The sequence below is a fragment of the Pyramidobacter sp. C12-8 genome, from assembly GCF_002007215.1.
Classification (GTDB): Bacteria; Synergistota; Synergistia; order Synergistales; family Dethiosulfovibrionaceae; genus Pyramidobacter.
Genome location: NZ_MUHX01000010.1, coordinates 66,038 through 92,898 on the forward strand (window position 1 = coordinate 66,038; position 26,861 = coordinate 92,898).

Annotated in this window: 25 protein-coding genes; 10 read left to right on the forward strand and 15 right to left on the reverse strand. The window is 60.0% G+C overall.

The features are described from left to right. The first annotated feature begins 18 nt into the window (after positions 1-18). From B0D78_RS05635 to B0D78_RS05650, 4 genes are read left to right on the forward strand one after another with little or no spacing between them, the layout of a single operon-like run. A complete protein-coding gene (locus tag B0D78_RS05635) occupies positions 19-1,008 on the forward strand; it encodes an ABC transporter permease (protein WP_078015993.1) in 990 nt (329 codons plus the stop codon). After that, positions 1,005-1,832, forward strand: coding sequence for an ABC transporter permease (locus B0D78_RS05640; protein WP_078015994.1), 828 nt, complete (start codon positions 1,005-1,007; stop codon positions 1,830-1,832). The genes B0D78_RS05635 and B0D78_RS05640 overlap by 4 nt, the downstream gene beginning before the upstream one ends. 2 nt (positions 1,833-1,834) lie before the next feature. Beyond that, on the forward strand, positions 1,835-3,433 hold the full coding sequence (locus tag B0D78_RS05645) for an ABC transporter ATP-binding protein (protein ID WP_078015995.1): 1,599 nt from the start codon (positions 1,835-1,837) through the stop codon (positions 3,431-3,433). A gap of 19 nt (positions 3,434-3,452) precedes the next feature. Next, positions 3,453-4,826, forward strand: a complete 1,374-nt coding sequence (locus B0D78_RS05650; protein WP_168170018.1) for an MATE family efflux transporter — start codon at positions 3,453-3,455, stop codon at positions 4,824-4,826. 91 nt (positions 4,827-4,917) lie between these two features. Here the strand turns inward: B0D78_RS05650 and B0D78_RS05655 are convergent, their stop codons facing one another. The 9 genes from B0D78_RS05655 to B0D78_RS05695 form a co-directional block, all read right to left on the reverse strand. Then, on the reverse strand, positions 4,918-6,507 hold the full coding sequence (locus tag B0D78_RS05655; protein WP_078015996.1) for a peptide ABC transporter substrate-binding protein: 1,590 nt from the start codon (positions 6,505-6,507) through the stop codon (positions 4,918-4,920). A 52-nt stretch (positions 6,508-6,559) separates the two neighbouring features. After that, positions 6,560-7,516, reverse strand: coding sequence for an ABC transporter ATP-binding protein (locus tag B0D78_RS05660; protein WP_078015997.1), 957 nt, complete (start codon positions 7,514-7,516; stop codon positions 6,560-6,562). Beyond that, a complete protein-coding gene (locus tag B0D78_RS05665; protein ID WP_078015998.1) occupies positions 7,513-8,505 on the reverse strand; it encodes an ABC transporter ATP-binding protein in 993 nt (330 codons plus the stop codon). The genes B0D78_RS05660 and B0D78_RS05665 overlap by 4 nt, the downstream gene beginning before the upstream one ends. Positions 8,506-8,528: 23 nt before the next feature. Then, positions 8,529-9,491 carry an ABC transporter permease gene (locus B0D78_RS05670; RefSeq protein ID WP_078015999.1) on the reverse strand — a complete coding sequence of 321 codons (963 nt, stop codon included), beginning with the start codon at positions 9,489-9,491 and terminating at the stop codon, positions 8,529-8,531. An 11-nt stretch (positions 9,492-9,502) separates the two neighbouring features. Beyond that, positions 9,503-10,423 carry an ABC transporter permease gene (locus B0D78_RS05675; protein ID WP_078016000.1) on the reverse strand — a complete coding sequence of 307 codons (921 nt, stop codon included), beginning with the start codon at positions 10,421-10,423 and terminating at the stop codon, positions 9,503-9,505. Between the two features lie 328 nt (positions 10,424-10,751). Beyond that, the gene (locus tag B0D78_RS05680) at positions 10,752-11,723 is read right to left on the reverse strand and encodes a 2-hydroxyacid dehydrogenase (protein ID WP_078016001.1); all 972 of its coding nucleotides are present in this window, start codon (positions 11,721-11,723) and stop codon (positions 10,752-10,754) included. 12 nt (positions 11,724-11,735) lie between these two features. Further along, positions 11,736-12,734 (reverse strand): 4-hydroxy-2-oxovalerate aldolase, encoded by a 999-nt coding sequence (locus tag B0D78_RS05685; RefSeq protein WP_078016002.1) that lies wholly within the window; start codon positions 12,732-12,734, stop codon positions 11,736-11,738. Positions 12,735-12,844: 110 nt separating this feature from the next. Next, a complete protein-coding gene (locus tag B0D78_RS05690) occupies positions 12,845-14,236 on the reverse strand; it encodes a sodium/glutamate symporter (RefSeq protein WP_078016003.1) in 1,392 nt (463 codons plus the stop codon). Between the two features lie 19 nt (positions 14,237-14,255). Further along, positions 14,256-15,395 carry an amidohydrolase family protein gene (locus B0D78_RS05695; RefSeq protein ID WP_168170019.1) on the reverse strand — a complete coding sequence of 380 codons (1,140 nt, stop codon included), beginning with the start codon at positions 15,393-15,395 and terminating at the stop codon, positions 14,256-14,258. A gap of 193 nt (positions 15,396-15,588) precedes the next feature. On the opposite strand from B0D78_RS05695, the gene B0D78_RS05700 reads away from it, so the two are divergent. Next, positions 15,589-16,566, forward strand: coding sequence for a LysR family transcriptional regulator (locus B0D78_RS05700; RefSeq protein ID WP_168170020.1), 978 nt, complete (start codon positions 15,589-15,591; stop codon positions 16,564-16,566). Positions 16,567-16,623: 57 nt separating this feature from the next. On the opposite strand, the gene B0D78_RS05705 is transcribed toward B0D78_RS05700, so the two are convergent. Together B0D78_RS05705 and B0D78_RS05710 are read right to left on the reverse strand one after the other, a co-directional pair. After that, complete coding sequence (locus B0D78_RS05705) at positions 16,624-17,835, reverse strand: pyridoxal phosphate-dependent aminotransferase (protein WP_078016006.1); 1,212 nt, start codon at positions 17,833-17,835, stop codon at positions 16,624-16,626. A 132-nt stretch (positions 17,836-17,967) separates the two neighbouring features. Then, positions 17,968-18,927, reverse strand: coding sequence for a LysR family transcriptional regulator (locus tag B0D78_RS05710; RefSeq protein WP_078016007.1), 960 nt, complete (start codon positions 18,925-18,927; stop codon positions 17,968-17,970). A 234-nt stretch (positions 18,928-19,161) separates the two neighbouring features. Here B0D78_RS05710 and B0D78_RS05715 point away from each other — a divergent pair, with 234 nt between their 5' ends. Both B0D78_RS05715 and B0D78_RS05725 read left to right on the forward strand, forming a co-directional pair. Continuing rightward, a complete protein-coding gene (locus tag B0D78_RS05715; RefSeq protein ID WP_078016008.1) occupies positions 19,162-21,639 on the forward strand; it encodes a DUF3656 domain-containing U32 family peptidase in 2,478 nt (825 codons plus the stop codon). 229 nt (positions 21,640-21,868) lie between these two features. After that, positions 21,869-22,819, forward strand: a complete 951-nt coding sequence (locus tag B0D78_RS05725) for a tyrosine-type recombinase/integrase (protein ID WP_078016009.1) — start codon at positions 21,869-21,871, stop codon at positions 22,817-22,819. Between the two features lie 117 nt (positions 22,820-22,936). Here B0D78_RS05725 and B0D78_RS05730 read toward each other — a convergent pair whose 3' ends face one another. Further along, positions 22,937-23,236, reverse strand: coding sequence for a hypothetical protein (locus tag B0D78_RS05730; RefSeq protein WP_078016010.1), 300 nt, complete (start codon positions 23,234-23,236; stop codon positions 22,937-22,939). 303 nt (positions 23,237-23,539) lie between these two features. Here B0D78_RS05730 and B0D78_RS05735 point away from each other — a divergent pair, with 303 nt between their 5' ends. From B0D78_RS05735 to B0D78_RS12555, 3 genes are read left to right on the forward strand one after another with little or no spacing between them, the layout of a single operon-like run. Next, a complete protein-coding gene (locus tag B0D78_RS05735; protein WP_078016011.1) occupies positions 23,540-23,803 on the forward strand; it encodes a helix-turn-helix domain-containing protein in 264 nt (87 codons plus the stop codon). Further along, on the forward strand, positions 23,796-24,521 hold the full coding sequence (locus B0D78_RS05740) for a Fic family protein (RefSeq protein WP_078016013.1): 726 nt from the start codon (positions 23,796-23,798) through the stop codon (positions 24,519-24,521). The genes B0D78_RS05735 and B0D78_RS05740 overlap by 8 nt, the downstream gene beginning before the upstream one ends. A 17-nt stretch (positions 24,522-24,538) precedes the next feature. Beyond that, positions 24,539-24,709, forward strand: a complete 171-nt coding sequence (locus B0D78_RS12555) for a DUF4926 domain-containing protein (RefSeq protein ID WP_143521744.1) — start codon at positions 24,539-24,541, stop codon at positions 24,707-24,709. A 452-nt stretch (positions 24,710-25,161) separates the two neighbouring features. Here B0D78_RS12555 and B0D78_RS05750 read toward each other — a convergent pair whose 3' ends face one another. From B0D78_RS05750 to B0D78_RS05760, 3 genes are all read right to left on the reverse strand, one after another. Continuing rightward, positions 25,162-25,668, reverse strand: coding sequence for a hypothetical protein (locus B0D78_RS05750; RefSeq protein ID WP_078016016.1), 507 nt, complete (start codon positions 25,666-25,668; stop codon positions 25,162-25,164). Between the two features lie 227 nt (positions 25,669-25,895). Beyond that, positions 25,896-26,258 (reverse strand): hypothetical protein, encoded by a 363-nt coding sequence (locus tag B0D78_RS05755; protein WP_078016018.1) that lies wholly within the window; start codon positions 26,256-26,258, stop codon positions 25,896-25,898. Beyond that, positions 26,255-26,662, reverse strand: coding sequence for a hypothetical protein (locus B0D78_RS05760; protein WP_143521745.1), 408 nt, complete (start codon positions 26,660-26,662; stop codon positions 26,255-26,257). The genes B0D78_RS05755 and B0D78_RS05760 overlap by 4 nt, the downstream gene beginning before the upstream one ends. Positions 26,663-26,861 lie beyond the last annotated feature (199 nt).

A 26,861-nucleotide genomic window follows, 5' to 3' on the forward strand; every position in this document is an offset into this window, starting at 1 on the left:
CGGTAAGGAGGCGCTTTCATGTGCGGGGTGTTGGTTTTGCGCCGGATCGGCGGCGCGCTTGTTACGCTGCTGCTTGCTTCCATGATCGTGTTCGCGCTGGTGCGCTTTGCTCCCGGCGATCCGGTCGATATGGCGCTGGGGCTGGTGTCCAACGATCTTGGCGTCAATACGGAGATGCTCGAAGAACGAAAGGCCGAACTGAGGGAACTGCACGGGCTGAACGACAGCGTCCCCGTTCAGTATCTTCGCTGGCTGAAAAGGCTGGCCGCCCTCGATCTGGGGCGTTCCATGCGGACGGGACGCCCCGTGCTGCGGGAGCTGCTCGGCTTGATCCCGGCGACGCTGCTGTTGTCGTCCGCCGCCTTGTTGGTTGAATCGGCGCTTGGATTGTCGCTGGGGCTTTATTCCGCAATCAAGGCCGGCCGATTCCAGGATGGGCTGGTCCGTATGATGTGCGTCGTGATGGCTTCTTTGCCGGCTTTTGTTTTCTCGCTGGTTTTGCTTTTTGTTTTTTCGATCCGGCTGCGCTGGTACGGAATAAGCAGTTACGCGGGATTATCCCGGCTGTGGCTGCCGGCGCTCGCGCTGGGACTGGCCGGCGCGCCGCCGGTCGTGCGCATGGTGCGCGCCGTCATGCTTGCCGAGCTCGGCAAGCTTTATGTCGCGGCGTCGCAGTCCCGCGGATTGCCGCGGAGCCTTATTCTGCGCGGGGCGTTTTTGAACGCGCTGCTTCCCGTTATTACAACGCTTGCGCTGTCTTTTGCCCATCTGATCGGCGGTTCCGTCGTCATCGAGAGCATCTTCAACTGGCCGGGGTTGGGGAACTACGCCATGAACAGCGTTTTACTTCATGATTATCCCGCGGTGCAGGGGTATACCGTTTTGACGGTCGCGGCGGTCGTCATGATCAACCTCCTTGTGGAGGTCGCCTATATCGTGGCCGATCCTCGCGTGCGGAAGAGCGGGCGCGAAGCCGGCCTGTCCGGAAAGCGGAGGAACGATGTATGAAAAAGGAAAAACGTTCCGCGAAAATATTTGTGGGAGCGGCGCTGCTGTGCCTCGTCGCCGTATCGGTCGTCGGCGCGCCGCTGCTGACCGGTTGCGCTCCGGATGCGGCGGACAGCGCGCGACGCCTGGAAAGTTTCAGCGCGCGCCATCCGTTCGGCACGGATCGTTTCGGCCGGGATATCCTTGCCCGTACGCTTTACGGCGGGCGGGTGACGCTGGTCTCTTCCTTCGCGGCGCTCGGCATGGGGCTGGTGATCGGCGTTCAGCTGGGGATCCTGGCGGGGCTGCACAGCCAGACGGCGTTCGATACGATTCTGATGCGGATCATAGACGTGCTCATGGCGTTTCCGTTCATGGTCTTCGCCATGGTCGTCGCCGCGCTGTGGGGCCCCGGCCTGACGCAGCTTCTGGTTGCGGTGGTCGCCGTCTGGTGGGTGCCGTTTGCCAGAATTTCGCGGAGCGTCGTCCTGCAGATAAAGAACGATCCCAGCGTGCTGGCCGCCAGAGTGCTGGGAGCGTCCGAACCGAGGATCGTTTTCTGCGAGCTTTTGCCCAAAACGATCGGCTCCGTCGCGGTTCTGGCGACCTTTGAGCTGGGAACGCTGATCCTTTCGATTTCCGCTCTTTCCTTTCTGGGGCTGGGCGCGCAGCCGCCTCTGCCCGAGTGGGGCAGCATGCTTTCGGACGCCCGGGCCCATTTTTTCCAACATCCCCACCTGCTGTTCGGCCCCGCCCTTTTCGTCGTCGTTACGGTGCTGGCGCTGAACTTTATCGGCGAGGGCCTGCGCGACGTCATGGATCCTTACGAGGGGGTGCGGCTTTAGACATGGAACGCGCCGTATCGGTAGAAAATCTGGGCGTGGCGTACGGTCGGGGAAAAGGACGGCTTCAGGTGCTGAGACAGCTTTCCTTCTCCCTGCGAAAAGGAGAAACGCTGGCTTTGCTGGGGGAAAGCGGATCGGGCAAAACAACCTGCGGAAAAGCGCTTCTGGGGATGCTGCCTCCCTCGGCCCGGATCGAGAGCGGCGCGCTGTGGATGGGAGACGAGCCGCCTCTGGACTTGGCTTCGCCGCGTTTCGACTGGCGGCCGCTGCGCGGAAAGAGGATCGCCATGATCTATCAGGACGCTCGGCTGGCGCTCAACCCCGTCGAGAGGGTCCGCGCGCATTTTCTCGAGACGCTGCGCTTTCACAAAGCCGGTTCGGAGGAGTCGTTCGAGCGGAAGAGCCGGGAACTGCTGTCGCTTCTGAAGTTCGAAGATCCCGAGCGCGTTCTGGACGCGTATCCGTTCGAACTCAGCGGCGGGATGTGCCAGAGAGTCTATATCGCGCTCATTCTCTGCCTCGAACCGGAGATCCTGATCGCGGACGAACCGACGTCGGCGCTCGACCCCGACAGCCAGCGCGAGGTTCTCGCGCTGCTGAAACAGGTGCAAAAGCGGCTGTCCCTTTCGATTCTGCTGATCACTCACGACATCGCCGTAGCTCGTGAAGCGAGCGACCGCGTGATCATCCTGCGGGACGGGACCGTCGTCGAGGAAGGGGCGACGGAAGAAGTCCTGCTTTGTCCACGGGAGAGCTATACGCAGTCGCTCATAGAAGCAAGAGCGCTGCCGGAAAGAGGACGTCCGCCGAAAGACCGGGCGGGGGAGCCGCCGCTGCTGCGGGTAAGGAACATCTGCAAGTCCTTCGGCAGGAACGGAAATAGAATTGACGTGCTCAAGGAGGCGAGTTTCGACCTGTACAGGGGAGAATCCGTCGGCATCCTGGGTCGCAGCGGCTGCGGAAAATCCACATTGGCCAGATGCGTCGCAGGGTTGGAAAGCGTCGACGGCGGTTCGGTCGTCTGCTGCGGGCGCGACATCACGGATCTGCGCGGGAAGCGCAGAAGATGGGTGTGCGGCAAGATGCAGATGGTGTTCCAGGACGCGCGGGCGAGCCTGAATCCGTCGCGCAGCGCTCTTCAGCTCGTGCAGGAACCGCTGAAGTATCTTGCCGTGGGGACGGAACGGGAGCGGGACGAGAAAGCCCGTTACTATCTGGAACGGGTGGGCATCGATCCGCAGGCGCAGATGCGGCGCGCGCCCCAACTCAGCACCGGCCAGTGTCAGCGCGTCGCGTTGGCGCGGGCGCTGGTCGTCGAGCCGGATATCCTTTTGTGCGACGAAGCGGTTTCCGCGCTGGACGTGATCCTGCAGAAGCAGATACTCGGCCTGCTTTACGAGCTGCAGCGGGCGTTCGGTTTCGCCGTTGTCATGATCTCTCACGACATGAGGATCATTCGGCATTTCTGCCAGCGGGCGGCGATCATGAAAGACGGGAGATTTGCGGAGATTGTGCCGGCGGAACGTCTCGAACCGATCGGGAAGCGAACGTTGGCAAGAAGTTTTGCGGACGGCGAGTCGCACGTTCGTGCGCGTCCGTAAGGCGAAGGGGAGGAGCGCGGTGCGCGATAAAAACCTTGACATGACTCGGGGCGTCATATGGAAAAATTTGCTGGTCTTCTTTCTGCCGATCCTGGCCGGAAATTTCTTTCAGCAGTTTTACACGACCGCGGATGCGGTGATCGTCGGGCAGTTCGTCGGGAAAAACGGTCTGGCGGCCGTAGACTCCGTTTACAGCCTGCTGAAGCTGCCGGTCAATTTTTTCGTGGGATTGTCCGGCGGGGCGGCCATCATCGTCTCGCAGTTTTTTGGCGCCGGGAAAAAACGGGAGCTTCTCGGCGCCGTCCATACGGTCGTCGTTTTCGGACTCGCCGGCGGGACGGTCCTTTCCGTCCTCGGCGTGGCGGCGGCGCCCGCCTGCCTGCGGTGGCTGGACGTTCCCGAGGACATTTTTCCTTTGACGCTGTCGTACGTGCGCATTTACTATGCGGGGTTCGTTTTTTCCATGCTCTACAATATCGGAGCCGGGATCCTGCGGGCGGTCGGAAACTCCCAAACGCCTTTTTACATCCTCGTCGTTTCCGGCGCCGTCAACGTCGTTCTGGATTTGTTTTTCGTCGGTGTATTCCGTTGGGGCGTTTCGGGAGCCGCGCTGGCGACCGCCGCGGCGCAGATGGTCAGCGCGCTGCTGGCGCTGAACGCGCTGAATGGGAAAAACGGCGTCGAGGGCTTTTCCGTTCGACAGGCGCGTTTCCATCGTCCGGCGCTGAGAGCCATCGTGTGTCTGGGACTTCCCGTGGGACTGCAGTCGTCGCTTTATCCCGTTGCCAACATGATGATCCAGGGCGCCATCAATGGGACCGGAACGAACAACATCGCCGCCTGGGCGCTATGCGGGAAGCTGGATTTTATGATCTGGCTGGCGGCGGACTCTCTGGCGGCGGCGATATCGACGTTCGTCGCGCAAAATTACGGCGCGGGGCAGTTCGCAAGGGTCCGACGCGGCGTCCTCGTCGGGACGGGAATGACGGCCAGCCTCGTCGCGGCGCTGAGCGTAGCGCTGTATCTCTGGAACGAGCCGTTGGGCAGGCTGTTCGTCAATCCGTCCGATCACGACGTTATTCCCATCATGGCAAAGCTGATGCGCTTTTTGTCGCCGCTTTACTTTGTTTACGTGTTCGGCGAAGCGCTTTCTGCGGCCATCCGCGGCGCGGGGGAGACGTTGCGCCCGATGCTGCTCACTCTCATCGCCACCTGCGCTTCGCGCGTGCTCTGGATCCTGTTCGTCGTTCCTCGAAGCCGCGGGCTGATCACGATCGTCGCGAGCTATCCCGTGTCGTGGGCGCTGACGGCCGTTTCCTTCGCGGTCTATTATCGGATTTTTGCGGGAAAACGTTTGATGAGTCCCGCGGAGGAGACGACAGGATCATATTAACAATCGTTTCGCAGGACAAGCACTGTGGTGAAGCGATAAAGACAAAAAGGAGCGGGGCTCAGGCCCCGCTCCTTTTTGTCTTTAAAACTCTTTACTTGACGATCTCGACGCCGCGGAAGAAGTCCCAGTTGCGCGGCGAGATGTACATGCCCTTGACGCGCTCGCTGACCATGTAGGGGGTGGAGTAGTAGTTGATGGGCAGCACGGGCAGATCCTGCATGAGGATGTCCTCGGCCTTGAGCAGATAGCCGATGCGCTTGGCGTGGTCCATTTCGCTCCGGGCCGCCACGACGAGCTTGTCGTATTCGGGGTTGTTGTAACCGGTAACGTTCTCGGGCGAATCGGAAACGAGGATGTCCATCAGGCTGGCGGGATCGAAGAAGTCGACCAGGTAGGCGTGGCGAGCGATCTGGTAGTTCTTCTGGAAACGGGTGTTGATGAAGACCTTCCACTCCTCGTTGTACAGCTCGACTTCGATGCCGAGGTTCCTCTTCCACATGGCCTGCAGGGCTTCGGCGATGTTTTTGTTGCCTTCGTTGGTGTTGTACTTGTAAGTTATCTTGGGGAAACCCTTGCCGTCGGGATAACCGGCCTCGGCCAGCAGCTTGCGGGCCTCTTCGGGCTGAGCGCGGTTGCTGAAGTAGGATTTGCCGGCGGCGCGGAAATCCTTGCCGTCTTCCGGCCCGGGCAGGCCGTAGGGGATGTAGGCGTTGGCCGGAGCCTGGCCGGCCATGGTCACCTTATCGACGATGCCCTGACGGTCGACGGCCAGCGCAAAGGCGCGGCGCACGAGCGGATTGTCGAACGGCGGCTGCGTGACGTTGAAGACACTGAAGCTGACGCCGAGCGTGTTGACGGTCTTGGCCTGGCCGCTCTTGAGCAGCACGGGGATCTGCATGGAGGGCAGCCGCTTGTTGAAATCGATCTTGCCGCCCTTGAAGGCCGCGAGCGCGGTGTTGGGGTCGGTGATCATGACGACGCGCACCTTGTCGATCTTGACGTTCTCGGCGTCCCAGTAGTGGGGATTTTTGACGAGCGTCATCTCGGCGTTGTGCTTCCACTCGGTGAGATAGAAGGGGCCGTTGCAGAGGATCGTGTCGGGCGAGGTCGTCCAGTCGCGGGGATGGGCTTCGACGACTTCGGGCTTGGCGGGGAAGAAGATGTGATAGGACAGGTGGTCGAGCATCAGCGGGTTCTGATAGGCGAGCTTCAGCTCGAGGGTCGTGTTGTCGACGACCTTGATGCCGACGTCCTCGGCCTTGCACTTGCCGTTGTAGAAGTTTTCGGCGTTGACGATGGGGAAGCCGAGAAAGGCGTAGGGCGAAGCGACGTTGGGATCGACGACGCGCAGCAGCCCGTAGCGGAAGTGTTCGGCCGTCAGCGGCGTGCCGTCGTGCCATTTGAGGCCGTCGCGGAGGTGGAACGTCCAGGTCAGGCCGTCTTCGGAGACGTCCCAGCTCTTGGCCAGCCCCGGTTCGGGCTTGTCCTCGAGGGAGACGCGCACCAGACCTTCGAAGAGGTTGTAGATAATGGTGGAGCCGTCGGTGGCGTTGTTCAGCGCCGGATCGATCGTTCTCGGCTCGACGCCGAGGTTGTAGACGAAGACCTTCTCCGCCGCGCACGCGCTCGCGCACAAAGCAAGCGCCGCGGCTGCTGCCAGAATCCAACTGCGTTTTTTCATGACTGAATCCTCCTTACGTATAATGACGCGCACGGAAGGTGCGCGGTGAAGCCTAGTTGTTCGCCAGCCAGCAGGCGCACTGATGTTCGCCGCCGGCCAGTGGCGGCGCTTCGACGCTGCAGCGGTCGAACGCCCGCGGGCAGCGGGTGTGGAACTTGCAGCCCGAAGGCGGATCAATCGGGCTGGGCACTTCGCCGGTAAGCTGGATGCGCTTTCTCGCGTCGGATTTGTCGGGGTCGGGGACGGGAATGGCCGACAGCAGCGACTGCGTGTAGGGATGGAGCGGATTGGTGTAAAGTTCGTTGCTCTCCGCCACTTCGACGATGTTGCCGAGGTACATGACGGCGACGCGGTCGCTGATGTGCTTGACCATCGACAGGTCGTGGGCGATGAACAAATACGTCAGCCCCAGATCGTGCTGCAAGTCTTCGAGCGTGTTGACGATCTGCGCCTGGATGGACACGTCCAGCGCCGAGATCGGCTCGTCGCAGATGATGCATTCCGGCTCGACGGCCAGCGCGCGGGCGATGCCGATGCGCTGGCGCTGCCCGCCGGAGAACTCGTGCGGGTAGCGGTTGGCGTGCTCGCTGTTGAGCCCGACGATGGAAAGCAGGCGACGCATGCGGTCGATACGCTCGTCCCGCGGCACGCCGTGGATCACCATCGGCTCGATGACGATGTCGCCGACGGTCATGCGCGGATTGAGCGAGGCGTACGGATCCTGAAAGATCATCTGCAGTTCCTTGCGGTAGGGGATCATTTCCTTCTGTGAAAGGTTCGCCAGCTCGTGTCCTTTCCATTTTACGCTGCCCGAGGTGACGTCGTACAGGCGGATGATCGTGCGCCCGGTGGTCGTCTTGCCGCAGCCGGATTCGCCGACCAGGCCGAGCGTTTCGCCGCGGCGGATGCTGAACGACACGCCGTCGACGGAGCGCACGACGCCTCTGGGCACGTTGAAGTGCTTGACCAGATCCGTGACTTCGAGAAGGATTTCCCGGCTGTCGGTCATCGCGCGTCACCTCCGTGGGGCGCGTGCTGAAGCCAGCACGCGGCTGAATGGCCTTCCTCGACGAACTGCGTTTCGGGCGGGTACTGCAGGCAGACGCGCATCGCCTTGGGGCAGCGCAGCGCGTACGGGCAGCCCTTGGGCGGGTTGAGCAGATCGGGCGGCTGCCCCTTGATGGGGATCAGCCGTTCCTTGGTGAGATTGTCGGGATTGGGCACCGACTTGAGCAGCCCCTGCGTGTACGGATGCGCCGGATTATAGAAGATATGGCGCCGCGTCCCTTCCTCGACGACATGCCCGCTGTACATGACGGCGACGCGGTCGGCCATGCCGGCGATGACGCCGAGATCGTGCGTGATGAGGATGATGGCGGTGTTCCATTTCTTCTGCAAATCTTTCATCAGTTCGAGGATCTGCGCCTGCACGGTCACGTCGAGCGCCGTCGTCGGCTCGTCGGCGATGAGCAGGTCGGGATTGCAGGCCAGCGCCATGGCGATCATCAGGCGCTGACGCTGCCCGCCGGAGAACTGATGCGGGTATTGGCCGATGCGTTCCTCGGCCGGCTCGATGCCGACGTCGTGAAGCAGCTCGATCACGCGCTTTTTCGCCTCGCCCCGGCTCATGTGCTTGTGGCGGATCAGCGGCTCGCACAGCTGGTACGAGATGGACAGCACCGGATTGAGGCTGGTCATCGGGTCCTGAAAGATCATCGAGATCTTGTTGGCGCGGATGTCCGACATCTGTTTGTAGTTCATCGTCGTCAGTTCCTGCCCCTCGAAGTTGACCGAACCGCCGACGACTTTTCCCGAAGGGCCGAGCAGATGCAGCATCGACAGCATCGTCACGGATTTGCCGCTGCCCGATTCGCCGACGATGCCCAGCACTTCGCCCTTGTCGAGCGTCAGCGAGACGCCGCCGACGGCTTTGACCTCGCCGACCGGCGTAAAGAAAGAGGTGTGCAGATCCCTGATCGTGAGAATTTTTTCCGACATGAAAATCTTCCCCCCTTCTTTACCTACTTGCGCAGCCGCGGGTCGAGCGCGTCCCGCAGGCCGTCGCCGAAGAAGTTGAACGCGAGGATCGTCAGCGAGATGGCCATGGCGGGGAAGAACAGCTGGTAGGGATAGACCATCAGCGCGTTCATCGCGTCGCTGCTGAGCACGCCCCACGAAGCCATCGGCGCGCTGACGCCGAGGCCGACGAAGCTCAGGAACGCCTCGGCGAAGATCGCCTGCGGGATGCAGAACGTCAGCGTGACGAGGATCGGCCCCATGGCGTTGGGGATCAGGTGCCGCAGCAGCATGCGCGCCGGCGAAGCGCCGATGACACGCGCCGCGAGCACGAACTCCTCGTTTTTGACGCGCATGATCTCGGCGCGGACGATGCGCGCCATGTTGGTCCAGTAGTTGATGCCCAGCGTGATGAAGATGCTCTTCAGCCCCGGACCGACCACGACCATCAGCAGGATGACGTAGATCATCGTCGGCACGCTGCGGATCGTGTCGACGATGCGCATCATCACGTCGTCGGTACGGCCGCCGACGAAGCCGGAGATGCTGCCGTAGATCACGCCGATCGTCAGGTTGATCAGGCTGGCCATCAGGCCGACGGCCAGGGAGATGCGCGCGCCGTACATGACGCGCACGAACATGTCGCGGCCGAACATGTCGGTGCCGAACGGATGCGCCCACGAGGGGAACTCGTTGGAGATGAGGAAATCCTGTTCGTCGTAGGCGTAGGGCGACAGCAGCGGCCCGAAGATCGCCATCAGAAAGATGCAGACGATCAGGAACAGCCCGAACATCGCCAGCTTGTCGCGCTTGAGACGCTGCCAGGCGTCCTGCCAGTACGTCTGGCTGGGGCGGATGAACTCCGCCTTGTTTTTCTCCTCCGCGCCGACGAACTCGAACAGCGAAGCGTCGTTCAGATCGGGCAGGCGGAGCGGGCGCGTTTCCGCGGAAGTCTTTTCAGTCATCATGCGTCCCCCCCCTATTTGGCCAGCTTGATGCGCGGATCGATGAAGCCGAGGCAGATATCGACGAGCAGATTCATGAACACCAGCAGGGCGCTGAAGAAGATCGTCACGCCCATGATCGTCGTGTAGTCGCGGTTCTGGATGCTCGTCACGAAGAACAATCCCAGCCCGGGAATGCCGAACACCTGCTCGACGACGAAACTGCCCGTGAGAATGCCCGCGATCAGCGGCCCCAGATAGGTGACGACGGGGATGATCGCGTTGCGCAGCGCGTGGATGTACACGACCGTGCGCTCGCGCAGCCCCTTGGAATAGGCGGTGCGGATATAATCCTGCTGGATCACTTCGAGCATGCTGGAGCGCGTCAGGCGCGAGATGAACGCCGCCGGATACCCCGCCAGCGTGATTGCCGGCAGGATCGACGTCGGCAAACCTTCCCAGAAGCCGACGGTGACGATCCCCCATCGGTAGGCGAAGAAATAGACCATCAGCGTGGCGATGACGTAGTTCGGTATCGTGATCCCCAGCGTGGCCAGCACCATGGCCGTCTTGTCCTGCCATCGCCCTCGCCGCAGCGCCGAGATGATGCCCGCGGGGATGCCGACGGCCAGCGACAGCAAGATCGCCAGCGAACCGACCAGAGCGGAAGCGGGGAACGAACCGGAGATCAGCTGGTTGACCGTCATGCCCTCGTAGCGGTAGGAAGGGCCGAAATCGAAATGGATCGCGTTCCACAGATAATGTCCGTACTGTTTCCAGAGCGGGTCGTTCATGTGATAGCGTTCCAGAATCTTCTCCATGATCTCCGGCGGGATCACCTTTTCGTCGGTGAACGGCCCGCCCGGAATGGCCCGCATCAGAAAAAACGTCAGCGTGATGATCACGAACAACGTCAGCAAACTCGTGGATATTCTCTGCAGCACGTACTTCAGCATACGACAAGCCCCCCTGTATGTTCTCGAAAAAATTGCCTGACGCGATTTCTTAATAACCACATGTTTTATCAGAATTTATATAAGAAAACCATCTAAAAGATAAATTTATCTTAGCATGAAGCTCGAGACTTGGAAAGTTCATTCTGCATGGTCAAAAAAGAAAATAATTGCTGAATGTCAGTTATATTGCCGGGATTTATCGTCTGACCCAATGGGGAAACCGGTGAAATCATCGGACGAAGCGGTTTATCACGAAACGAAGAAAATATCGTCATCGTGAAAAGAGGGACGGAAAACGCACCGCTCGCGTTTTCCGTCCCTCTTTTCGCTATTGTTCGCTCAGTTCTTTTTCATTGACCACGAATTTCAGTTTCTCGCCATGCAGGAATTTTTTCAAAGTGTCACTGATCATGGGCACCATGACCGTGCCGAGATCCGATGTGTTGCCGCCGATGTGAGGCGTGATGACGATGTTGGGATGATTCAGCAGAGGGTGCCCGGCGGGCAGGGGATCGTCTTCTACGCAGTCCAGCCCGGCGCCCATCAGCCGGCCTTCGTCGATGGCCGTCAGCAGGGCCTTGTCGTCCACCAGGCCGCCGCGGGCCGTGTTGATGAGAATGGCGTTCCTTTTCATCAGCGCGATCTTTTCGGCGTTCAGCATGTGATGATTGTTGTCCAGCAACGGCACATGAAGAGTGACCACATCGGAATCCGCGAGCAGATCGTCGAGCGGGACGAACGTCAGGTCGAACTGCTTTTCCGTCTCCGGGGCGAGGCGGAACACATCGTAATACCGCGCTTCAGCGCCGAAGGCCTGGACTCTGCGGGCCACCTGACGGCCGATATTGCCCCCGCCGATGATGCCGACCTTTTTGCCGTTCAGCGACACGGCGTTGTCGGTGAACATGGTACGGCTCCAAACGCCGTTCTGGATGCTTCGGTTGTGGAACATGAGGTTGCGCCCGACGGCGAGCATGAGCAGCACCGCCAATTCCGATACGGCGGAGGCGTTGGCGCCGGGCGTGTTGGTGACGGCGATGCCGCGGGAGGAAGCATAGGGGACGTCGACGGAATCGACGCCCACGCCCCAGCGGCAGATCAGCTTCAGTTTCCCTTTGTTCGCGAGAGTTCCCTTGGAAGCTTTGAGGACGCGCAAAACGATGGCGTCGGCGTCCGTACTGGCGTCCAGCGCGTCCTGCGAGGTCGCTTCGACGATTTCGGCGCCGTCGCCGGCGAGCTGTGCGCGAAATTCGTCGGCGGTGCCGGCGGGATATTTTCCGGCGAGAAGGATTTTTTTCATGCTCCTCTTCGCCTACTTCCTCAACGATCGAGCCGTCTCGCGCATCAAACCTTCGCTGGGATTGCTCCTGTCTCTGGCGGAGACCGCGGCGATCAGGCGGTAAAGCGCCACGCCCTCTTCGGCGGCGACCTTTTTGAAGGTCGCGACGAAGCTGGAATGCGTGCCGGTCATGCCGAGCACGAGGTCGAGCGGCGTGATGGCCGCGTGATAATCGCGTTCTTTCATGGCCGGGATCAGCTGCGAGTCAAGGAAGCCCAGCAGACCGTAAAAGTCGACCTCCTCCGCTTGACCGTAACGCTGCATCAAGGCCACTCCGACCTCGGTAGCGAGGTTGCCGGCGCTGCGGGCCATGCCCAGCAGCCCGCAGTCGAGCATGGCGGCGCCGGCTTTCCATGCGGCCACGGCGTTGGCCGCCGACAGGCCGAGGTTGTTGTGGCAATGGAATCCCACGGGGATCTTCACGGCCTTGACCAGCGACTCGGTGTATTCGGAAACTTCCTCGGGCAGCATGGTTCCCGCCGAATCCATGATGGTGACGGCGTCGAGGCCGGCGTCCTCGAGCATTTTCGCCTCTTCGGCCAGTTCTTTCGCGGAGCTGACATACGCCTTCATCAGCGAGTAATAGGCCTTCAGCCCTTTCTTCTTGATGTACTTGATCGGCTTGAGCGAAAGCGCGGCGCCTTCGCCGGCGTTGGCGCCGACGCGCAGGAACGCCAGTCCTTTTTCGGCCGCCAGGTCAACGGACGCCTCCGTATAGCGTTTGGCGTTGAGGAACATGCCCAGCGTGCCGCGGGAAAAGTAGGGCCGGGCGAGATCAAGATACTGTTCGTCGTTCAGCGGGGCGATGGCGTGGGAATTCTCGTAGGCGCCGATGCCTTTGGCGTTGCCGAATTCGATCTCGGTGATGCCGTTGTCCAGCAGCCCCTCGATCATCATTCGCGTTAAAGCCGCGTCGAATCCGCATCCGACCACATTGCCGCCGTCGCGCATCGTACAGTCAAAAAAGCGCATGTTTTATCCTTCCTTTTCTTAACTCCATTGATGGAGAATTATCTTTCTTTGCGCCTTCGCGTCAAAGCGCGGAAACACAACGAAAAAATCTTCACGCAGCAGTGCCGGTTTTACCGATGCTGCGCTTGAGCTTTTGCGCTCTTTGCGCTGAGGATGTCGCTGAATCGGCGGTCGCCGTTCCAGAAGAACCGGCGGGCGACGATATAGAACACAATCCAGAGAACGGCGCTGCCGGTCAGGAGGAGCCATGGCGAAATTTTGAAGGCCAGCATGGGCATGAACATAATATAGGGCAGCGACCAGGGATAGCACAGCGCCGCCGAGGCGGCCGCCGACTCCTGCCCTGTGGTCTCGAACTTTGGATCGATGACGCGCAGCAACATCAGCCCGGTGGCGAGCACGCCGCTCTCAAGACCGTAACTTCCCATGGCGCGCTCGAACCAGTCGATGTCGAACATCTTCCAGGCAAAATAGAAGTTGGCTATGATATTGGCGGCAATGACAGCGCCTATGGTGACCAGCATGGGTACCATGTAAAGGGCAAAGACCTTCAGCGACAGCGTCGCGATGGCAGAGCAGACCAAATAATCGAGGGCAACGCCGGAAATGCGGTTTACTGTGGGGCGATCGATATAATCGGCCATTTTGAGCTTTTTAAGGAGATAGGATAGCAGAGCGCCGCATATCATAGCGCAGGCGAACAGGGGGATCTCCTTGAGCAGCGGGTGGATCCAGATCAGGCTTCGAGACAGAAGACGGGCTGAGCCATAGATCACTCCGACGAACGCGAGTTGCAATGCCAGCGGATCAAGAGCGTCGTTGTAAGTTACTCCCTTGCCGATGGAAGTTCTTTTCTCGACGGGAACATAGCCTTCGCGAATGTCCTGGGGGACGTCCTGCGGCTTGGAGACTTTCTGTGACCAGCCGCGGCGGACGCCGATATTGATCACGAGCATGCCGAGAACGATACCTGAAAGCAAGCCGGCGGTGGCCATCGTGTTGGCTACCGACACGCCATCAGCCCAGCCGGCTGCGGCGAGAGCAGCACCGGCAGCGTTGGCCGTGCCGTGTCCGCCGTGAAATCCGAAAACCGGTGTGAGACCGAAAGCGAACGGCAGATTGGGAAAGTACGGCATCATCAGCAGCGTCGCACCCATGCCGACAAGCACTTGCGTCTGATGCATCAAACCTCCCTGCGTCACGGCCGACAGAGCCACGCGTCCGAAGTCGTGCGATGAACGGGAACCGAAGAACGACAGACCAAGCACAACAGTGACGAGCACGCCGGGCCACTGACCGATCGTATTGCCGATGGGCAGACAGTATGCCGTGGAGCGGCCAAGCACCTGCGGCCCCAGCAGCAGACCGACCAGACCGGCTAACAGCGAGGCGGGCAGATACAGACGCTGAAACAGCGGAACATGTCGGCGCAGCAGAAATCCGATGAGCAGAAGAAGGCTGAGTACGGATAGATCGACAAAAACAGACGTGATGGCGTTCATTTGTTTACCTCCGTGGACGTTAAAAATCAAATTGACGGAAAATGACTTTTCCGTTCAGGATGGTACACTGAGGAACGAGAATGCTGCGAAGCGTCAACGCGTCCTTTTCGCGGTCGACGATCTGCGTCTTGCAGGGCGTCAGCCGGAAGATCGCCACGTCGGCTGTGGCTCCGGCGCTTAAGGTGCCGAGATCGGGACGATTGATGACTTTCGCCGGCGCAACCGTGACGGCGCGAATGACATCAACCAGAGGAACGCCAAGCTCCAGATATTTGGACATGACTCGCGGCAAACCGAACACGCCTGACTGGAACAGACTGCCTTGGACGAGGTCCGTGCTGATCGTGTCGGGCAAGAAATTTTCGGCAAGCGCTTCTTTGATTACCACATAGAGATAATGCACGCGTGCATCGGCAGTATCGAAGAGCACGCCGCGTTTACGGGCGTCGTGGACCTCTTCGCAGATCTGCCCTCGTCCGTTCAGAATGGAGAAGCCGCGCCCCTGAAAGGCGTGAGAGTAAATATCGCCCTTGCGGAACATGCCGATGAACTGCGGCACGGGAACGGGAGGATTGGTCGTATGTACGGAGATGCGCGTGCCAACTTTTTCGGCGGCGGCGATGGCGTTCTGCAGCGGTGCCAGGCCCAGTTCGCCGACCAGTTCCTTGCTGATACGCACCTTGATGCCGCAGAGCACGCCGGAATAGCGCTCGAAAAGTCTTTCGATGTCAGGCAGCGCCGTGAACTCGGGATCGAGGTTCTCCGGATAACGACTTGTGATCAACCCTTGAGTGGAGATGTTCAGAGCGGCAAACACGTGAACACGGCTTCTGGAAATGATGGAATCGTAAAAGGCCTGGAAATTTCCCGCGCCGGCGCTGCCCTGGTCAATGCCGGCCGTAACGCCCATAGGCAGCAGAGTCACGTCGGGCAGGATGCCGTTCTCGGTGCCGCCGTAAAACATGTGCAGATGCGTGTCAATCAGACCGGGCGTGACGATGCAGCCCGACGCATCGATCGTCTGTGCCGCCGCAGGCTCTGCCCCAGGTTCGCAGATTCCAGCGGAGCGTCCGTCTTCAATAAGTACGCTGGCCGGCTTGTGCACTCCGCCGGCCGGGTCGACAACGGTGCCGCCGCGAATGACGAGGCTTACTGGCATGACCTTTATCACACCTCTCGATGGAGTATACAGACAATGTTTCCTGGCTGATGATTGCATCATACATTCCCTTGCCATTCAAATCAAACAAATAAAAGAGAACGAACTGACAGCCTTTAGACTGTCAAAAATGTGATGCATAGAGTAGAATTCAATGGGAATACAGCACACGGTCCGAAAGGAGGTCGTCTTCATGAGTCTGCGTGGACTGCGTTATTTTCTCGTGGCGGCGGAGACGGTGAATTTTCGCCGCGCGGCGGAAAAACTTTTTATCACTCAGCAGACGTTGAGCGCTCATATCCAGAAACTGGAAAGTCGTTACGGCACGCCGCTTTTCGAGCGCAAGCCGCATCTGAGGCTCACTCCGGCGGGGCATTGCCTGAGGGAATACGCGCGCAAGGCGATCAAGCTGGAAGAACTTTTCCTTGCCGAACTGGCCGATGTCACCGACACAGTTACCGGCCGGCTTAACGTCGGCATCACCGGCTTCCGGGCGACGATTTTCATGCCTCGCATCTGGGAGATTTTTCACGCGCAGTTTTCCAATATCACGCCGTCGATGACCGAGGCGCCGACCGCACGGCTGGATGAGCTTTTGGACAAAGGGCAGCTTGACCTTTACATCGGCGTGGACGCGCCGGTGCGAAAAAACACGGAAGCGTGGACACTTTCGCAGGAAAAAGCGTGCTGCATCGCCAGCCGGGAGTTCGTCCGCAAGTTTTTTGACGAGGATTTGCTGCGGAAGGCGGAGCGCGGCCTCGAAATTTCCGACCTGATCCATCTGCCGCAGGTAGGGTTCTCCCGCGGCAACACGCTGCGCGAATCGCTGGACATCTACTATCAGGAGCGCGGTCTCCATCCTCGCGTTGTCTTCGAAACGTCGCGTCACGATCTGGCCCTGCGTTTCTGCGAACAAGGCTGCGGGATCGGATTCGTCTATCAGATGAGCCTTTACGATCTGCTGCAAAAAGATCGTGCCCGCACGGACCTGCGCGTGTTCGCGGTCAGGAACGATTTTCCGCCGAAGCACACGATGCTCGTTTATCGCTGCGAGAGCTATAAGCCTCGTTACATGACGGGCTTTGTCGAAGCGGCGCGAAAAGTGTTCAAAGAGTATTCCGATTCGATTGACGGGATCATTGCCGGCGCCATGGCTCAGGGCGAAAAATAGAGAAAACGGTCCCGCACGTGCCAGTTTGTGCGGAACCGTTTGTTTTTTTGCGGCGGTCTAGTTTTTGCGATAGCGGTCCATGACGGCCAGCAGGCGCTTCATGGCGGCGACGGCCTTGTCGTGGTCCTGCGAGAAGTTGATGCGGAACTGGTGCAGGAACTGGGGGCCGAACTCGGTGCCGGGGGTGACGATCACGTCTGCCAGCTCGCGCACGATGCGGATGAAAGCGTGCAGGCTGACGTCGAGCTCGGGGATAGTCACGAAGAGATAGCTGCCGCCGTCGGTCGCCCGGGCGGAAACGCCTTTCGCCGCGGCAAGAACCTTCATGATGTCGTCGCGGATGCGCCGGTGTTCGGCGACGCGGGCGTCCATCCAGCCGGCCGGCTCGTCGAACCACGTGAAGAACACGGCCTGGTTGTAGCCGGGGCAGCGCAGGGCCATGATGGCCTGAAGCTTTTCCATGCGTTCGATCACGTCGGCGCTGCCGAACGCGGCGCCGAGGCGGAAGCCGCTGAGCGACTCGGTCTTGGAGGGGCCGATGATGGTGATCAGGTTGCCGGGGACTTCCTTTTGAGCGGCCAGGTGGGTGTACTTTACGCCCGGGTAGACCTGGCGGCTGTAAAGCTCGTCGACGATCAGCGCGGCGCCGTATTTTTTCGCCAGCGCGGCGATGGCGCGGATTTCCTCGCAGGAATAGACGCAGCCCACGGGATTGTTGGGGTTGGAGAAAAGGAACAGCTTCGCGCCGTCCCGAAACGCTTTTTCCAGCGCGGCGAGGTCGAGGCCGGCCTTGCCGGAGACGTCCGCATAATCCATCCGCACGGGGACCAGCTCGCCGCCGAAGAACTCGACCATCTTGCGGTTGGCGAAGTAGTCGGGCTCGACGATGGCGACTTTGTCGCCGGGCATCACGTTTGCGCCCATGGCGAGGAACAGGGCGCCCTGCGTGCCGGGCGTGAGGATCAGATTCTGCGCCGGGTCGATCTTCGCGCCGTTGAAGGCCGAAAGCTTTTCCGCCACGTGTTCGAGCACGGTCTTGCGGCCGCGGTACGGCGTGTAAGCCTGAGCGCCGCCCTCGAAGAAACCGTGGGAGAACACCTCGAAGCTGCCGGGCGTAGGCAGGTGGGCGTCGACGTCGCCGTGAGAGAAATCGACGCGCGGGCCTGCCAGCTTTTCGCCGCGCAGGTCGAGCCGTTCGGACTTCTGCAGGCTTTCCTGGCCGGGCGCGTTATCGATGCCGAGCATGGCAAACTTTTCAACGATATTCATGAGGGATGCCGCCTTTCATCATAATGGGACAGGATGGTGGATCAATTTGAGTTCATTCTAAACCAGCGCGGCGGAAAAAATCCAATAGCCAGTCGCGCATGGGAGTGTGTTCGGAATGGAATAGCCTGATGTTTACCGGACTTCCGGGCAGCTCTTGAGATAGGCGACAAAGCTCTTCCGCCGTTCGCTGGCGAGGGCCCCGTCGTTGAAGATCACCCGGATCTGCCGCTGCGTGTCGGGATGGTCGAGGCGGTACAGGCAGAGATCCGGCGAAAAACCGGCGTAGCAGGGGATGGAGGCGCGGATGAACGCCACGCCAAGCCCCGCTTCGGCCAGACGGTACGCCGTGAGCAGCTGGTCCAGCTCCATCACGATCTGCGGCTCGAAGCCGGCATCGTGACAGATTTTCAGCCCGCGGGCGCGGATATCGTTGCCCGGCTTGAGGAACAGAAAGCGCTCGCCGGCGAAGGCCCCGATCGACACGCAGGGAGCGTCCTCGTTGACCAGACCGTCGCGGAGGTCGCTCTCGCCGAGGGCGAGATCCCGCAGCCGGGCGTTGATCGGAGTGGCGCGCGGCACCGCAAGGACGATGGACTCGTTTTTCAGGACAAAGGATTGCAGATCGGCGGGCATGTTTTCTTCGACTGTCAGGCCGAGGTCGAGCACGCCGGCGCGAAGCAGCTCGCGCAACTCGGCGTCGTTGGTCTCGATGAGCTTGGCGGAGAAACCGGGATGTTCCATCTGAAACGACGCCACGAGCGGCGGCAGCACATAGGTGCAGAAGAACGACGGCGCGCCGATGACGAGATCAGCCTTCTTTTGACGGCGCAGGCTTTCGCAGTATTTCTCGAGCTCGTTCCGCACCTGTTCGAGGCGGCGGAAGTACTCGATGAAGCGCTGTCCTTCGGGCGTGATGCGGAGCGGCGAAGAGCCGCGGTCGAAGATGGCGGCGCCGAGATTTTTTTCCACCTTGCGCACGATCTTGCTGAGCGCCGGCTGGGAGATATAGTTTTTCTCCGCGGCGCGCGTGAAGCTCAACTCCTCGCCGACGGCGAGGATCATGGCGATTTCCCGAAACTCGACCGGCTCCATTCTCCGAATCTCCTTCCCGTTTCGTGATCAGACTCAGTTTATCATGAAACGTCCGGCGCGGACGAAAAAGATTTCCGCGCGCCGCCGACGTGAATTTACTTTCCAGTGAAACGGAGTACAATACAGAGACAGCGGCGCCATCCCGTCGGGGCGGCGCCGCTGTCTGCCAAAGCGCGGGCGGAAAACGTCGGCCGCCCGCGGAGAACGTCGTGAAGAGAACTCTGCGAGGAGATCATGAAAAAATTCCTTGAACTGCTGGCGCCCGCCGGAACGTGGGAAGCCCTTGAAGCGGCGGTGAACGCCGGGGCCGACGCCGTGTATCTGGGCGGCAAGGCCTTCGGCGCGCGCGCTTACGCCGACAATTTCGACCGCGACGAGCTGAGCCGCGCCGTGCGTTTTGCGCATTTGCACGGCGCGCGCCTGTTTGTGACGGTGAACACGCTCGCGGACGATCGGGAGATGCGCGAGCTGGCGGATTACCTGGCTTTTCTGAGCAACGCCGGCGTGGACGCCATCATCGTGCAGGACCTCGGCGTTTTGCGTCTGGCCCGCCTCGTCGCGTCGGAACTGCCGCGGCACGCCAGCACCCAGATGACGATCACCAATTCGGCCGGAGCGCGCTTCGCCGCGGACTGCGGCATGGTCCGCGCCGTGCCGGCCCGCGAGCTTTCGCTCGCCGACCTCCGGGCCGCCGCGGCTGAAGGCGTTGAGATCGAAGCCTTCATCCACGGCGCGCTGTGCGTCTGTTACTCCGGCCAGTGTCTGATGAGCAGCCTGATCGGCGGCCGCAGCGGCAACCGCGGGCGCTGCGCCCAGCCCTGCCGCATGCCCTACGCGCTCACTGACCGCGAAGGCAGAAATCTGCTGGGCGGCTCCGCCGGCGCGTATCTGCTCAGCCCGTGCGACCTGAACACGCTCGACGTGCTGCCGCAGATGATCGAAGCGGGCGTCTGCTCCTTCAAAATCGAAGGGCGCATGAAGCGTCCCGAGTACGTGGCCGTGGTCGTCGACGCGTACCGCCGCGCCATCGACGGCTGCCTGGCCGGGAACTGCCGCGTGCCGGAACGCGACCGCGCCGCCGTCGAACAGATTTTCAACCGCGGCTTTACGACGGCGTACCTGACGGGACGACCGGGACGGAAGATGATCAGCGATTCCCGCCCCGACAACCGCGGCGTGTTCGTCGGCCGCGTCGAGTCGCTGCGGCGCGGCCGCGCCGCAATCAGGCTGGAGAAGGAACTGCGCTGCGGCGACGGACTCGAATTCGCGGGCAAGGGCGGAAGCGGCGCCGGTACGACCGTGGCTTCTCTGACCGTCGGCGGGCGCAAAGTCGAATGCGCGCCGGCCGGCGCTCTGGCCGAGATCGACGTTCCGCCCGGCGTGCGCCGGAACGCGCCCGTGTTCCGCACGCTGGACAAAAAGCTGATGGAATACGCCGCCACGTTCTACGGCGAAAAGAACAAACGGCGCGTGCCCGTGAACGTCAGAATTTCGGCGACCGTCGGTCGTCCGCTGGAAGTCGAATTCAGCGACGGCGAAGGGCACACGGGAACGGGGCGCACACGCTTCCTCGCCGAGGCGGCCCGCGCGCGGCCGCTTGACGAAACGTCGCTGCGCCGTCAGCTCGAACGCCTCGGCGCGACGGAATACGTTCTGAACGGACTGGAACTGGCGGTCGAGGGCGAACTGATGGTTCCCGCCGGCGAGATCAACGAAGCCCGCCGTCAGGCCTGCGAAGCGCTGGACCGGGCGCGGCTCGACGATTTTCTGCCGCCGCGCCGCCCCGTGGAGAAAACGGCGGCGCTGGCGCTGCTCGAACGCGAAAACGCCGATCTGAAAAAATTGGCCGCCGCGCGCCCCGCGGGAAAAACACGGCTTTCCGTGTGGACCGACCGACTCGACGGCGTGCGGGCGGCGCTCGACGGCGGCGCCGACTGGGTGATCTTCGGCGGCGACCGTTACTTCAGCCACGACGCGAGCTTTGCCGACTGCGCCGCCGCGGTCGAACTGGTTCACGCCGCCGGCCGCCGCGCCGCGATCGGCACGCCGCGCATCGTCGCGGAACCGCAGCTGCGCCTCTTCAAAGACTTTCTCCGTCGGGCGCAGGAAAGCGGCGCCGACCAGCTCAACGTCCACAACCTTGGCCTCTGGCAGCTGGCGCGCGAAATGGAGTTGAAAATCCCCCTGTGGGCCGACATGAGCCTGAACATTTACAACAGCCAGAGCCTGCTCTTCTGGCACGAACGGGGAGCCGCCGGCGCCACTCCGTCGATCGAGCTGAACATGACCCAGCTCCGCCGTCTGGCCGGCGTCAGCCCGCTGCCGCTGGAATGCCTCGTGCAGGGGCCGATCGAGATGATGGTGTCGGAGTACAACGTCGGCGACAGCTTCCTCGGCGGCAAGAGAAAAAGCGCTTCCGGCCATCGCGGGGAAGTCTATCTGCGCGACCGCACGCGCGCGGCGTTCCGTCTGGCGAGCGACCAGTTCGGCCGTATGCACGTGCTCAACTCGCAGGACCTCTGCGCCCTCGACCTCGCGCCGCGGCTTCGGGACTGCGGCGTCGCCCGCCTGCGCATCGACGCCCGGACCTATCGGCCCGACGAGATCCGCCGCCTGACCGATCTGTACCGCCAGGCCCTTTCCGGCGCGCTCAGGAACCCGCAAAACCTCCCCAACACCACCCGCGGCCACTACAGCCGCGGCGTGATGTGAAGATGACAAAAAACGAAAGGACCGTCCGACACAAGCCGAACGGTCCTGTATTTTCAATTGGTGCCTAAGGAGGGACTCGAACCCTCACGTGGTTGCCCACGGGGGATTTTGAGTCCCCTGCGTCTACCGATTCCGCCACTGCAAGGGTTTACGCCGATAAAAGGCGTCCAGTGCCGGGGGATTTTCTTTGGGGCATTGTTCCATGGCGTAAAAAAAGGAAGCGCTTTTCATGCCGGAGAACACGGTTCATCTTGTATTTTCTCGGAAGACGGCGGTTCAGGACAGTATCACGGATTTCATCATCCTCAAGCAGGCATCGGGAAGCGCCTGCGCGACTCTTGAAGATTATCAATGGACGCTGAATCACTTCTTTAGCCACTACCCGCAGGCATGGTCAGGCCCGTCGGTCATGCGTGAGGCTTTCCTTTCGTGGATCAACAAGCCCATTGCCCCGGCGACGTACAATCAGAGATTGGTCTACGTCCGCGCCTTCTGGCGCTGGTGTGTCGAAGAGGGGATACAGCCGCCGGACCCCGATCCGTTCAGGGGCCTGAAACGCCGCAAAGACCCCGGGCATTTTCGCGACATCGACGCCGCGAAGGTGAAAGAGCTGCTGACGCTTCCAGACCGTTCCACATGGGCGGGGCTGCGCGATTACGCCCTGATCCTCTTCACGCTCGACACGGCCACGCGCCCCGGCGAAGCGCTTCAACTCTTGCCGGAGCATTTCAACATCTTTTCCCTCGCGGTCACGATTCCGCACAAGACGGCCAAGACCCGCGAGGAAAGGATCGTCCCGTTCTCGCCGACCACCGCGGCAGCCCTGCGCCAGCTGCTCAGAGCGAGGCCGCCGGAATGGGGAAGCGATACGCCGGTTTTCTGCAATGAAAGCGGGCAAAGACTGAGCGTCGATTCATGGAGACAGCGTCTCAAGAAATACTGCTTAAACGACGGCGCCGCGTTCAAGCCCTACGACCTGAGACACGCCGCCTGCACGCTCCACCTCAGAGCTGGCATGAGCGGCGAAGTCCTTCAGCGTCTCATGGGGCATCATGGGCCGCAGATGACTCAGCGCTACATCCACCTGACCACCGACGACCTCAGAAAAGAGCAAGCGCTCACTTCGCCCGCCGAACTGTTGGTTCCCGCGAGGAAAAGAGCGCCCAGGAAGATTAAATGAACCGCCCAGCCCTTCACAGCCGCCCGCTGTGGGGACTTCTTTATTGATTATATCACCTCAATCAAGTTACGGGCCTTGTGGCACGTCCGTGAAGGTTGTCTTCGGCTGTTCCTCTGCTCATGCCGAAGGCTTGATATCAAGCTCACCGTTGAGGTAGCTTCTTGCCACGCTGGAATATAAAAGCTTAAGGGCCGCTTCGTCTATCTCTTTATCTTCCGGCGTCCTATTCGCCCCAAAGCGCCCCGTGAACCTGTCGGCGTCAGACGGCGCAATTGCAGCTTCGGGATCTAAGGGCATCAAGCGAGGGTTTCGGAAACACTGTGGAGCAAGGCTCCAAGCACAGGAAGACCCATCGGGGAAAAGCATCTCCAGCGAACACCATGAACGCTCTTCCAATTTCACGCCGTGAATCATCATAGGACATTCTCCTTTCACACTCTCCCAAAGAGAAAGCCGCCGTGTTACAATACAAGCGGCCTTCTTTTCAGGCCCTCGCCCTTGCTGCTGTCCTAACAGTTCCAAGGGCCTTTTTAATGCGCTGTGCAGAATCGACGTGCTTCAATCCATCACCTCTCTTATCAGCCGTTTTTCTGCTTATTCATGGAAATAATCTCCGTGTTCATGGAGAATGATACGCCTATTTCTCCTACATGTCAACATGGATCTTTATCTTTGTGTAGAATTATTGTATAATCACGGGCAGAAAGGAGCGTGTTAAATATGCCATTCAGTTACAAGCCTCTGTTTAAGCTACTCATTGACAGAGGCATGAAGCGTGAAGATTTAAGAAAAACTATTGGTGCATCGGCAACGACCTTCTCCAAAATGAGCAAAGGCGAATACGTGGCTCTCGAAGTGCTCGACCGCATCTGCTCCGCCCTGCGCGCGCCGATCCAGAACGTGATCGAGCACGAGCCTGTGGCCAGCGCTGAAGCCGACGAACCGGAAGCCGGCCGCGAAGGAAAGGAGCAGGCTCATGATTAGCTATTCCCGCCTCGCGGAGCTGAAGAGCAGGCTCGACGCCTGCCGGCCATTGACGCCCGGAGAGCTGGAACGCCTTCGGGAACAGTTCACGATCGAGTACACCTACAACTCCAACGCCATCGAGGGCAACACGCTGACGCTCAGGGAAACGGCGCTTGTGCTGGAAGGGATCACCATCGGCGAGAAGCCGCTGAAAGACCACCTGGAGGCCATCGGCCACCGCGACGCCTTCGCCTGCGTCGAGCGGCTCGTCTCGGAAAAAGAACCGTTGACAGAGTGGCGCATCCGGGAAATCCATTCCCTCGTACTTATGGACAGGCCGGAAGACAAGGGCCGGTATCGGCAAGTGCCCGTCGTCATCGCCGGGGCTTTCCACACGCCGACGGAGCCGTTGCTGATCCATGAGGAAATGGCCGCCCTGCTGAAAGACTTCGCCGCCACGGACAAGAACGCGGTCGAGGCGGCGGCATTGTTCCATCTCCGCTTCGAGGGCATCCATCCCTTCATCGACGGCAACGGGCGCACGGGGCGGCTGCTGCTGAACTTCATGCTCATGCAGGCGGGCTTCCCGCCCGTTAACGTGAAATACAGCGACCGCCGCCGCTATTACGCCGCCTTTGATTCCTACTACAGAGACGGCGATTCCGCGTCGATGACCGGTCTGGTTGCGGAGTGCCTCGAGGCCCGTTTGCTGGAGTATTTGAAGATATTGGATTGACCGCGAGAGAGAGAATAATGATGAAAATTCATGAGCTGGATTTCGTCCGCTTGAAAGACGGCCGCGAGGGCACTGTTGTTGACTCTTATGAATCACGCCTTTTTCTGATAGAAACGGAGGGGGATATGTCCCAGTGGCCAACTGTCGAAGTTAAAGATATTGAAAGAGTACTGCATCGGCCTGAATAAGTAACGCAGGAAACGCATCCCACGGAGGTGAGCGCTTATGTCGTTGCGTGATCGTTGGGCGCAGGATCATATCTTTTTCCGCACGGACGGCAAGACCGGCGAACAGTTTATGCTTGATACGGCTACTGGGATAACGACGCCCCTCACTCCTGATAGCCCTAATTGGGATCACAACGAAGACGAGCTGTACTACAGGCACCCCCCGGACAAGCGACCCAAACAATAAAGGCAGCACAGAAGCCGCAAGGACGTTCCGACCGCTACGGGCCGGAGCGCCCTGTTTTTTTACGCTTTTTCCACGATTAAGTAGTTTTTGAGGCCCAAAACGCCAACTTTTTGAGCGGAATTTTTTTACCGGAATAGTACATGGAATCAGTGTTTGCAGTTATTCGCTTCATGTAGATTCTTGTCGAACGCCCGTTTTTCTCCTTTTTTAGTGTTAAAGTGTCAAATTAAACTCGGTCTGTCTCGCAGTAAATGCCGCTCAGAGCAAGGCGGGCGATTACTTCCGGCATCTTAGCGGCCCGTCTCGTTATAGTTTGTTTGGAGACGCCGTATTTCTTCGCCATGGAATCGAGGACAGAAACGCTGCCACTGCGTCCGATCCAGCCTGTAGCGTATATTTTGGCGGCATGCTCGAAATAGATTTTCATATTTTGGGCCGTGCCGCCGCTTTCATCGTTCATCATGCCCTGTACTGTGCTCACGATTACGGCCCACGGGACTGCGTTTAAATCGGCCTCGAAGGAAAGGAACCGGGCGGCTTTTCTGTGCAGGGCGTCCACGTCCAAAGAACGCGACACATGAACCAGATCGCCGATTTCGCATTCCGATTCCAAGGCTTCGCGTATCTCTTCATCTGTCGGACGATACATCTTCCCCTGCAAGGCGGCGATACCGCCCGGAACTTTGCGCGCAAGAAAATCAATGGCATGCGCCAGCCTATACGCTATTCCCATGCGCGCCTCCCTCGTAAATCGTCAAATAGCCCTAAAATAGCCCTTGTTGTGTCAACGTCACGGGACAAGTCAGACCGCAATATCCCGTTTCTTCCGCTTCGTCGAACCATTCCCACAAGGCACAATATTTGCCGAGGCAGTCCCGATATATTTTCCCCGTCCGCAACGGGCACATCTTACGCTCCGCTTCCTTTTGTTTCATGATCATAACTTGGTCCCCCTCTATATTAGTCTTCCGGCCACGGCCTCGCTCCATCGAGGATCGAGCCGATCACGACCGCCCATGCTTGAACCTGACCGGCCAGCGTCACGGGCCGCCCTTCCGTCATAATGGCCACACGTTCCCGGTATTCGTCGATCATCTCCGCCCGGTCTTCCGGCGAATACGTCCGCAGGAATACGCTCATGATTTCGTCGATTGAATATTCCTTGTAGGTTTCGATGATTTCCACCTTGTGCCGCTTCAGGTACGCTACCCCGTCGGGGGCAAGGGGCTTGAACATGGCCTTGGCCGTCAGGCCGCCCTTGCCGTCGGGGTAGACCGCCACGCCGTGAAGCATGGCGATCGGGATCACGTGTAACCTGTTCATAAGGTAATCTCCTGCCCGACGGGGATGAACGCGAACTGTTCAGGGGCATCACCGCGAAGGGAAGAATCCTCGCCCGGAGAATCGTCGGACGGCGGCCCGTGACGGGCCTCTTCGTTCTGCGCGAAAACGAGAAGTCCGTCGCCGGACACTTTCAGGCGGGGAATGATCGCGGCGTTCTCTTTTCTCAGGACGTCCCCCAGCGCGGCGGCGCGAATTTCCTCGACCGTACAACCGGCCCTTTCCGCGAGGGAAGGAAGCGACTCTGAAAAATCCTGTGGGACTACGCCCGTTTTTTCGTACTCGTCCAAAATCCTGTTTGTTTCACCGGGGGATGAAACAAGTGAAACATTTGAAATAAAAGGGACTCTAACACAGTGTTCATCGGTGTTTGATGAATGTTTCACGTTTATTTCAGACTGTGTCTCTATGAAATAAGTTATAGGGGGCAAACTTATTTCACTTGTTTCAGATATTTCACTTGTTTCATGATTTTTCTCTGTTTCTTCTCTTTTGGTGTTTTCTTCTCCGTCAGAAAGAATTTCAGCCTGGATTCCCGAAACACCACCCTAGGAGTTCATCGTTAACTCAACTTTCTGGTTTAGC

Bases quoted from the DNA above. Each gene is read 5' to 3' on its own strand.
- B0D78_RS05635 (WP_078015993.1), top strand. From the start codon at position 19: ATGTGCGGGGTGTTGGTTTTGCGCCGGATCGGCGGCGCGCTTGTTACG.
- B0D78_RS05640 (WP_078015994.1), top strand. From the start codon at position 1,005: ATGAAAAAGGAAAAACGTTCCGCGAAAATATTTGTGGGAGCGGCGCTG.
- B0D78_RS05645 (WP_078015995.1), top strand. From the start codon at position 1,835: ATGGAACGCGCCGTATCGGTAGAAAATCTGGGCGTGGCGTACGGTCGG.
- B0D78_RS05655 (WP_078015996.1), bottom strand. From the start codon at position 6,507: ATGAAAAAACGCAGTTGGATTCTGGCAGCAGCCGCGGCGCTTGCTTTG.
- B0D78_RS05660 (WP_078015997.1), bottom strand. From the start codon at position 7,516: ATGACCGACAGCCGGGAAATCCTTCTCGAAGTCACGGATCTGGTCAAG.
- B0D78_RS05665 (WP_078015998.1), bottom strand. From the start codon at position 8,505: ATGTCGGAAAAAATTCTCACGATCAGGGATCTGCACACCTCTTTCTTT.
- B0D78_RS05670 (WP_078015999.1), bottom strand. From the start codon at position 9,491: ATGATGACTGAAAAGACTTCCGCGGAAACGCGCCCGCTCCGCCTGCCC.
- B0D78_RS05675 (WP_078016000.1), bottom strand. From the start codon at position 10,423: ATGCTGAAGTACGTGCTGCAGAGAATATCCACGAGTTTGCTGACGTTG.
- B0D78_RS05680 (WP_078016001.1), bottom strand. From the start codon at position 11,723: ATGAAAAAAATCCTTCTCGCCGGAAAATATCCCGCCGGCACCGCCGAC.
- B0D78_RS05685 (WP_078016002.1), bottom strand. From the start codon at position 12,734: ATGCGCTTTTTTGACTGTACGATGCGCGACGGCGGCAATGTGGTCGGA.
- B0D78_RS05690 (WP_078016003.1), bottom strand. From the start codon at position 14,236: ATGAACGCCATCACGTCTGTTTTTGTCGATCTATCCGTACTCAGCCTT.
- B0D78_RS05695 (WP_168170019.1), bottom strand. From the start codon at position 15,395: ATGCCAGTAAGCCTCGTCATTCGCGGCGGCACCGTTGTCGACCCGGCC.
- B0D78_RS05700 (WP_168170020.1), top strand. From the start codon at position 15,589: ATGAGTCTGCGTGGACTGCGTTATTTTCTCGTGGCGGCGGAGACGGTG.
- B0D78_RS05705 (WP_078016006.1), bottom strand. From the start codon at position 17,835: ATGAATATCGTTGAAAAGTTTGCCATGCTCGGCATCGATAACGCGCCC.
- B0D78_RS05710 (WP_078016007.1), bottom strand. From the start codon at position 18,927: ATGGAGCCGGTCGAGTTTCGGGAAATCGCCATGATCCTCGCCGTCGGC.
- B0D78_RS05715 (WP_078016008.1), top strand. From the start codon at position 19,162: ATGAAAAAATTCCTTGAACTGCTGGCGCCCGCCGGAACGTGGGAAGCC.
- B0D78_RS05725 (WP_078016009.1), top strand. From the start codon at position 21,869: ATGCCGGAGAACACGGTTCATCTTGTATTTTCTCGGAAGACGGCGGTT.
- B0D78_RS05730 (WP_078016010.1), bottom strand. From the start codon at position 23,236: ATGATGATTCACGGCGTGAAATTGGAAGAGCGTTCATGGTGTTCGCTG.
- B0D78_RS05735 (WP_078016011.1), top strand. From the start codon at position 23,540: ATGCCATTCAGTTACAAGCCTCTGTTTAAGCTACTCATTGACAGAGGC.
- B0D78_RS05740 (WP_078016013.1), top strand. From the start codon at position 23,796: ATGATTAGCTATTCCCGCCTCGCGGAGCTGAAGAGCAGGCTCGACGCC.
- B0D78_RS12555 (WP_143521744.1), top strand. From the start codon at position 24,539: ATGATGAAAATTCATGAGCTGGATTTCGTCCGCTTGAAAGACGGCCGC.
- B0D78_RS05750 (WP_078016016.1), bottom strand. From the start codon at position 25,668: ATGGGAATAGCGTATAGGCTGGCGCATGCCATTGATTTTCTTGCGCGC.
- B0D78_RS05755 (WP_078016018.1), bottom strand. From the start codon at position 26,258: ATGAACAGGTTACACGTGATCCCGATCGCCATGCTTCACGGCGTGGCG.